This is a genomic window from Anabaenopsis sp. FSS-46, from assembly GCF_029891665.1.
In the GTDB taxonomy this organism is placed as follows: Bacteria; Cyanobacteriota; Cyanobacteriia; order Cyanobacteriales; family Nostocaceae; genus Anabaenopsis; species Anabaenopsis arnoldii.
The window spans coordinates 1-7,360 of record NZ_JANQDG010000124.1; the positions used below are offsets into that span (position 1 = coordinate 1).

The 7,360-nt window shown below is 40.6% G+C and carries 6 protein-coding genes; all 6 read right to left on the bottom strand.

All coding sequences use genetic code 11. From position 1 onward, the window contains the following. Positions 1–116: 116 nt before the first annotated feature. Genes NWP21_RS15340 through NWP21_RS15365 form a run of 6 tightly spaced genes read right to left on the bottom strand, consistent with a single transcriptional unit; the run spans position 117 to position 7,277 of the window. Positions 117–2,966, bottom strand: a complete 2,850-nt coding sequence (locus tag NWP21_RS15340; protein WP_280793336.1) for a type I restriction endonuclease subunit R — start codon at positions 2,964–2,966, stop codon at positions 117–119. Between the two features lie 23 nt (positions 2,967–2,989). After that, entirely contained in the window at positions 2,990–4,048 is a 1,059-nt protein-coding gene (locus NWP21_RS15345; RefSeq protein ID WP_280793337.1) for a macro domain-containing protein, read from the bottom strand. 52 nt (positions 4,049–4,100) lie between these two features. Beyond that, complete coding sequence (locus tag NWP21_RS15350; RefSeq protein WP_280793338.1) at positions 4,101–4,733, bottom strand: DUF4433 domain-containing protein; 633 nt, start codon at positions 4,731–4,733, stop codon at positions 4,101–4,103. 4 nt (positions 4,734–4,737) lie between these two features. After that, entirely contained in the window at positions 4,738–6,099 is a 1,362-nt protein-coding gene (locus tag NWP21_RS15355) for a restriction endonuclease subunit S (RefSeq protein WP_280793339.1), read from the bottom strand. Further along, positions 6,092–6,310 (bottom strand): hypothetical protein, encoded by a 219-nt coding sequence (locus tag NWP21_RS15360; protein WP_280793340.1) that lies wholly within the window; start codon positions 6,308–6,310, stop codon positions 6,092–6,094. The genes NWP21_RS15355 and NWP21_RS15360 overlap by 8 nt, the downstream gene beginning before the upstream one ends. Then, entirely contained in the window at positions 6,267–7,277 is a 1,011-nt protein-coding gene (locus tag NWP21_RS15365) for a class I SAM-dependent DNA methyltransferase (protein ID WP_280793341.1), read from the bottom strand. Before NWP21_RS15365 ends, NWP21_RS15360 begins: the two co-directional genes overlap by 44 nt. Between the last annotated feature and the right edge of the window lie 83 nt (positions 7,278–7,360).

Consider the following 7,360-nt stretch of genomic DNA (forward strand, 5'->3'; position numbering starts at 1 on the left):
CAGCAAAAATAAGGTGTAGATGTCTAGATTGCATTGTGCTGTCGAGGGTTTAGTAATTTCTCTCATTCTCCCATACCCATTACTAGACGACCCTTATTTATCAATGCACTATTTTGTTATTCTGTCAATGCGTAAGTCCTAGCTTCTACTAATTCTGCCCATTTATCCTGAAACTTTTCTAGAATCTCTTCTAGGCGTTCGCTTAATTTTTTGTAATAAGATGGGTCTTCCTGAAACTTTTTACTGATATGGTAACGAGCAGCGTGTTCCATCTCCGATGCTTTGGCACGATCTGAAGTACGAGAGTTAACAGCATGCTCAAAATCAGCATCCATAATCGAGATGGGCGGGACTTGAGGATCTATACCACTGGCTATGATGTATTCGTCTATCAGTTGCCGTACTTTATTTCCTGCGTCGTAGAGATTGAGTTGAAAATCACGGTAGAGGTTAGCGGCAGCTTTATTGATGTAACCGAGAATTTTGGCATCTTTTATGTAAGGTAATGCTTCTGGTCGGGGCATGACAATATCTAGGCTTTCTATAAATTGCTTCAACTTGACTACAAATTCAGCCCGGATTTTTATATCTCGTAGTAAGTCAATGCAACTATTAACATCGGTAATGTCTGGAATACCCCGTCCTTGGAAAACAGCAAGTACACGCTGATAGCGATCGCTCAATTTGGGTAACTCATCCTTTAAGCTAATTAAAGCCCCTTGGATATCTTCAGCACTATAAACTGCCAAGGCTTGTTTGAGATGTCGGGCTACACCGTAGTAGTCTACAACAAAGCCGCAGGATTTACGGGTATAGGTGCGGTTTACACGAGCGATCGCTTGCAGTAGTTCATGTCCTTGCATTGAGCGATCTAGATACAATACTTGCTCAATTGGGGCATCAAAACCAGTCAGCAACATACTCTTGACGATGATGAAAGCCAAACCATCTTGTTTGTTGAGGTCAGGATGCACCAGTGGTTTTTTAAATCGGTTGATGTAGTTTTCTACTTTGGATTTATCACTCCACTGCTTCCAAGCTGGATCGTCATTGTTTCCGCTGGAAATTACACTTGCAAACTCTAAACGTTTGATTTGCTCTAATTGCGGATAAATCCGGGTTAAAAACTCAGTTTCGAGATTTAAAGATGGTTGAGAAGGGTCAAAACTTTCCAACTGAGTTACTAATTTTTCATGAGCAGCAACAAAAGCCTGTTGATAGCGGACTGCTGCGAGGCGACTACTAGCCACAACTTGGGCTTTAAAGCCATTGGGTAGAACTTTTTCTACATAATGGCGCAGCATATCCTCAGCTTTGGCTGCTATGAGTTTTGGAGCTTCCAAGACATTGCCTTCTGTGGCGTATTTAACGCGAATTGCGGCTAATTCTTCAGGGGTGCGATCGCGAAACATATCCTCGAAAAGTTGATCTAGCGATCGCCCATCTGCTACCTCAGCCTCAGCAGTGCGTCCTTCATAGAGAATTGGTACAGTTGCCCCATCTGCTTCTGATTGTTGAATGGTGTAGCGATCAATAAACTCCCCAAAAATTTCGTAGGTGCGCTTGCGTTTTCCTGTCACAATTGGAGTCCCTGTAAAACCAATCCTGGCACAATTGCGTAACGCTGCCATCAAGTTAGCGTGTAATTGACTAGCTTGGGTGCGGTGGGCTTCATCTACTAAAACTAGGATATCTTCAGAATCGTTCAAAATAGGAAACTGCTCGGTTTCCGTTGTAATATCCTCATCTCGCTGTTGATATTTCTGAATTGTAGCAAAGATTAAATCTGGACTAGATTGACGCAACAGTGTTTTGAGTTCTTCGGTATTTGTTGCTTTCAGGACTGTTTCATTAGTGAGACTGGCAGTGTTACTAAGTTGTTTTTGTAAATCTACTCTATCTGTCACCACAACAACTTTAAAGCGCCGTAATTTTGGTAAAGTTCTCAGCTTTCGCACCAAGAAAACCATTGTTAAACTTTTACCAGATCCTTGAGTATGCCAAATAATACCCCCGCGTTGGTCACTTTCACCATGTTGGCAACGAGTTTGACCATTTTGCAAGCGGCGAATTGACTCCTGTACGGCTCTAAACTGCTGATAACGAGCCACTATTTTGAGATTCTTGCCACCTGATTGCTGAAATAGGGTGAAATTGCGAACTATGTCCAGTAAGAGGGCTGGACGCAGCATTCCCGCTACTAAAATTTGCTGACTGCTGAGTTTTGTTTCTCCTAATTCTGCTGCTACTTCAGCCATTGAGACGGGACTGGTATCTTTCCATTCTAGATAATGTTGATATGATGCGCCAATTGTGCCTACTCTGGCTACATGGAAAAAGGTAGAAATCAAAAATTGATTGTAATGAAATAGTTTTTCTACACCTTCATCATCTGCGATTTCTTCTCGTTGATTTGAATAACGCCGTAACTGGTTAATTCCTTCTGCCATTGGTTCGGTGCTAGAAGGACTTTTACATTCTATTACTACTAGGGGAATGCCATTGACAAATAAAACAATATCAGGAATTATATAATTTTTACCACCAGGAATATCAACGCGGAATTGATTAATAATTAGAAAATCGTTGCGTTCAGGATGGTCAAAATCAATGAAGCGAACTGTCTGATCTCTGCCTCCATCCCATTGTGGATCACCTTCTGTTACAGTTCCTTGAAGTAGCAAATCAGTGGCTATTTGATTCGCTTCCATGAGTTTGGCAGTTCCCAACCTTTCTAAAACACCAATGGCGGTATTGATGCGACTATCATCTAGCCAAGGTTGTCCGTTGTCATCAAGGTTAATTCTGCCGATGGCTTTGTGTAGTCTTTCCATCAGCAGGACTTCCCGGAAGTTTTGTCTGTCAGTTAGGTAAGGAACATCAATGTCACCCTCGATATGTTGCCAACCCATGAGTTGAAGTTGGTTAATTAGAGGGAGTTCAACCTGGCTGTACTCGTTGAACATGAGAGGTGAATCCGAGGTATATTTTATTCTATCATATGAGTTGAATTTATTGTTAGCCAGTTTTGTTCTTCTAAACGCTGCCAAGCTTTGCGGATATGTTCTGGTTTAAATAGCCTGCGTTTTCGTTCACTCCATTCATGTACCAGACTTATCGCTTCTTCACTATTTTTCGCTGGGTTGGGGTCTTTGGTAGCCACCCAGTGAACTGTGGCTAATAATTCCATACCGTATGGTGTTTCAAACCCATAAATCAGGTTGCTAACTTGCTCTAAACGCTCTTGGGCTTCTAATTCAGTTGCTAAAAAAGTCTCTGCTGCTTCTCTACCTTGTGGTAATACAGAAATACTGGCTCTCCCAGTCCCATCACCATAACCACGAATATAATCCCCTTCTATATGTTTTAGAACTTGGTTCAGGTTATCTGCGTAAGGTCCATATAAACTCTTTTGATAGGGTAACTTGAGTAATTCCCCTGCTTCTTGGAGAAAATAAGCCAGTTTCTGGATTTCTAGCTTGGTTAGCTCATAGCCAGGAATACTATAAGCTTCCAGTAGGCGAATGATTAAGGCACGTCCACGGGTCATGTTAGGCTTTTTGGTGGACACTTGTATTTTTTCGACTGCTGGTGCGCCTGATGGCTCAAATATAATTACTTGCACATCTGGCAGTTGGGCAAAGGTTGATTCTATTAGAGGCTTAACTTCTCGCCAATTTAAGCCACCGTTGCCACAGCCTAACGGGGGAATGGCAATTGAGGTAATTCCTAATTTTTGTACCTCTGCGACTAAAGCCACCAATCCATTTTTAATGTCTTCTATTTTAGATTTGCTTTTCCAGTGGCGTTTAGTGGGGAAGTTAATGATATATTTGGGATTAAATAGGCTACCTGTTGAGATGGTAAACATCTGTCCTGGTTGCACTTCTCCGGCACGACAGGCTTTTTCGTATTGGCGGAAGTTTTCAGGATAGGCTTGTTTAAATTGCAGGGCAATACCTTTACCCATGACACCGACATTGTTCACGGTGTTAACTAGGGCTTCGGCTTTTTCTTCTAGTAGGTTGCCTTGCTTAAATTCCATCATCTCCCTTAACTGGTTGTATATGTAGTATGGTTATAAGTTTATCTCAAAATTTTCAATAGTACCATTTACAGTTAACCCTAACTGGGGTATGAAAGTTAAATGTTTGTAATATTTGTTTAACTTGGGTTTGAATTGTGGTGTTAATGACACCAATTTCTTCAATAAGTTCCCAGGGTAAAAATTGATGTACCAAAAACTCGGCTTGTCGTCGGCGTTTTCTGTCTCCGTCTTCTGCTGTGTCACGCCAGGATCTAGTTCTCATAATTTTCCAGTCAATTACGCCATCTGTATACAAATCTTCAAGATCAGCAAAAAAACCTGTATTCTGTATAATTGCGTGTCCATCTGTAAACACAAAAGATAATTTCGCAGCAACAGCTTCTGCACTAGAAACTAAATGTAGAATTGGTGTTTGTCCATCCCTATATTGACCTACATTATTTTTATGAATGGCGTAGAGCATGGGAGAACGTGGGGCAAAATAGAATGGTACATAATTATGTAAAGTTCCACCAGCACCACAAGGAACAAGAGTCATTGATCGTCTATCTTGGATGTGTCCATGAGCAATATCTTGATATTGAATTGTTTCTTGCCTTAGCCTACTGTGTGCCATCAACTCACCTGATTTGAGAATAGAGGGTAAGTTGTTGATGTGGGTGATGTGGTAGATAGAGATGGGCATTAGATTATGCTGTTGTAGGTATGGCTATATTATTTTTAACCTGATTAACTCGGACTTTTCCAGTTAATAAGTCGTGCATTAGTCCTTTTTTCTGGAGTTTGAGTTTTTCGAGGTAGGCTTCTTCTCTGCGGATACGGGTATCATTTACGGTAATTTTCTCTACAATTTGCTTTTGTTCTGAAACTTCTTTAGGCAAAGCAATTAATACTTTGCGAAGGTTTGTAGGATTTATATTTACTTGATGTACCCCTGGTGTCGCATAGCGTCTTATCAATAGCTGGGTAGCTGGTAAGTTCAGCCAAATATTTAGATATTCATGGATTAACCTAGATGTATCCGGTACTAAACGAACAAGATATGAAGCAAAAGAGGCTGGTGATATTTGACCCCGCCAGATAGCAGTGCGTCCAACGTGTTCAATACTGTTAGTTCTATTAAAAAGTACATCAGAACCTTGAAGTAATAAATTTGCAGCTTGTCTACTCCCTGATTTTTTTAAGTCCGTTAAATCAATTTCTCCATTCTTTAAATTATTCATTCTGAGAACAGGAATACCAACCTCATCCTCTAGCGATACAGAAATACCGTATTCCGCACGAGGAACTACTTCAGATAACTCGAAAACTTCCCAATCTTTTGGAATGCTTCCCAGTGGTGAATCTTTAAACTGTTCAGGATGTGCGATAGCTGCGCTGACCGAAGGTATCGCATCCCGCAATTCTCCATTTTCATCAAGTCCGCGAGTCAGCAAGTCGTGAAGCAGTCCAGACTTGATTTGCTTGAGTTTTGCGATAATAGATGATGTGTGTGCGATCGCTTCATCTATGGTGTCGAGTATTTCAGCTACTCTTTCCATCTCAGTGCAATTTTGTGGCACTCGAACAAGTAATGATCGTAGCGTTCTAAGAGAAACAAATTTCTGCGTGCTACCGTCTAGCGATCTTTTTATCTGTTTTAAGATAAAAGGGGATTCAAGCATTAGGAAAAGCCAGCGAGACTTAATTAAATCACCCCCAAAACGAAATATCCCCACGTTTTTAGTAGCAATACCAGCTTCTTTTTTTGTTAAAATGACGGGATTACCTATTGTTCCTATCATCCCAAAAAGTATATCGCCTTCTTCTACCCAACTACGTTGTACTACAGCACGATAGTCAGCCTCAGAGATCAGGTACACATCTTCCCAATTAATTTTTCCGTCTTTTAAATTTTTAGATGTTATGAGTGGGTATCCTTGCTCCGCAGGCTTAGGGCTATCATGTGTTCCATCAGCGATAGACGAGCAGAAAGATTCAACGTTTACAATTTCCCAATCTTGAGAAATGCTTCCTTGTAAATGTTTGAAATCTACTATAGTGCTATTCATACTCCAACCCCCTCAAAAAACCATCCAATCGCTTCGCTGCATCATCCCTTTTTGCTTCAATATCTCGCAAAGTCACCCGATACTTATCCCACCAATTCTCAAGGCTAGAAATCACCTGCTGACGATGAGCATTAACATAACGATTTAATTGATTTTCTAAATCATCCTTAGCAATATCTAACCAAAATACAAGCAGGAATACCAGTTCCATAAAACAAATTTGGCGGTAAACCAATCACTGCTTCTAACAAATCATCTTCAATAAATCCCTGTCTAATCTGCTTTTCTATTCCACCTCGAAACAAAACCCCGTGAGGCATTACCGTCGCCATCATTCCTTGGGGTCTTAGCACAGAAATCATGTGCTGTACAAACATCAAATCTGCTTTTTTGCCATTTTCAGGACAAAGCCCAAAACGGAAATGCTCGTTAAATTTCAACCCATTGATAGAATAATTTTGACTAAATGGCGGATTACTAATTACTCGATCAAAACGCATTAATTCCCCACCTTCTATGTGCAGTGGGTTAGCAATAGTATCATCATTTTGAATGGCTTTTTCATCGGTAACAATGCCATGCAAAATCATATTCATTTTGCAAATTGCGCAAACTCCACCATTAGCTTCTTGCCCATAGAAGCTGAGATTTTTGGCATTTCCTTGATGTTGTTCTACATATTCCTTAGAGAGAATCAGCATACCTCCTGAACCTAAACAGGGGTCATAAATCCGCATTCCCTGCTGTGGTTTGAGCAATCGCACCATTAACCTCGCCACATCACGAGGTGTATAAAATTCGCCGGCTTTTTTACCTGCGGAATCAGCAAAATGTTTAATTAAATATTCATAAGCTGCACCCAGTAAATCAGGAAACTCAAAATCCTCGTTGCGGAGACGATATTTACTAAAGTGCCTAATTAAATCTCGCAATTTTAGGTCAGGAACTTTGCTTTTACCTACCGTCTTATTAAAATCGATGTGGCTAACAACGCCTTCTAAAATTGCGTTTTCATTTTCCAACGCTCCCAAAGCTTTATTTAAGCCATTACCAACATCACTATGTAATTCATCTTTAAGATAATTCCAACGCGCTCTTTCTGGAACAAAAAAAGTTCCATTACAGGACTTACGCAACTGGCACAAATAGGGAGCGGAGGGAGCCGCGCCACGGGACAATTTCAATTAAACCAAGCACATAGGAATACTTGGGCGTTTGAGTTGCTGTATTAAATAATTAGACAGCAAATTATGCTTGATTT